This is a genomic window from Vibrio sp. 03_296 (assembly GCF_002265885.1).
Genome location: NZ_NPKW01000477.1, coordinates 1 through 751, shown reverse-complemented (window position 1 = coordinate 751; position 751 = coordinate 1). Strand labels below are relative to the sequence as shown.

The 751-nt window shown below is 39.7% G+C and carries 1 protein-coding gene; it reads left to right on the top strand.

All coding sequences use genetic code 11. The features are described 5' to 3' along the window. The first annotated feature begins 454 nt into the window (after positions 1-454). Positions 455-673, top strand: coding sequence for a hypothetical protein (locus tag CIK04_RS33905; protein ID WP_325205820.1), 219 nt, complete (start codon positions 455-457; stop codon positions 671-673). Positions 674-751: the final 78 nt, after the last annotated feature.

Below are 751 nucleotides of genomic sequence, written 5' to 3'. Positions count from 1 at the left end.
CCTCCTGCTCCACAGGGATCTTGGCCTGCTCCGTTTCGGCTCAGGCCTTTTTTTCGTCTAGCGTCCCTTATCCACTTTGCTTTTTTTGCTTCTAAAAATATTTTGCCTCATTTTTGTGACAACCCTAAATAAAATGGTGTTCGGTCTCGCGTTTGGTCAAATTTTATTATGTACTAAGTTAGAAACAACCTGCGATTTTTGAACGCAAATCAAATTTACGCATTCGCGATAAACCACAGTTGTTTTGTTGCTTTACTCAGTTGATCAAAGTGTTACATTTTTCAGTAGATATTCTTTAGGTTGTGAATATGCAGTTAATCACTAAATCAGACTACGAGCAGTACATTCGTCAAAAGGAGGATGGTGATTACATAATGCTGCTAAACAACCTGACATTTTCGAGCGTTTTTCAACCAATATTCAATCAGTTAATGCAACTCATTGGCTTCGAAGCTTGTTAAGAATTCAAGATGAGCAACAGAATTTCATCCGGCCAGATCGCTTCTTTGCCGATCCTAGTCACAGTGACGAATACATTCTTTCGGTTGAATTTCTCTCTCGCGCCATTCACATTCGCAACTTTTCTAAGCACTACACAGCCAAAGGTGTGAAGCTTTTTCTTAACGTGATGCCCAATTCTTTGATCACCATGACCAAAGACTCGAATACGTGATAGAAGCTCTTATTTCGCCGACTAAAACAACTTGGTATGGAACCGTCTGATGTCACCTTTGAAGTCATTGAAGAACTT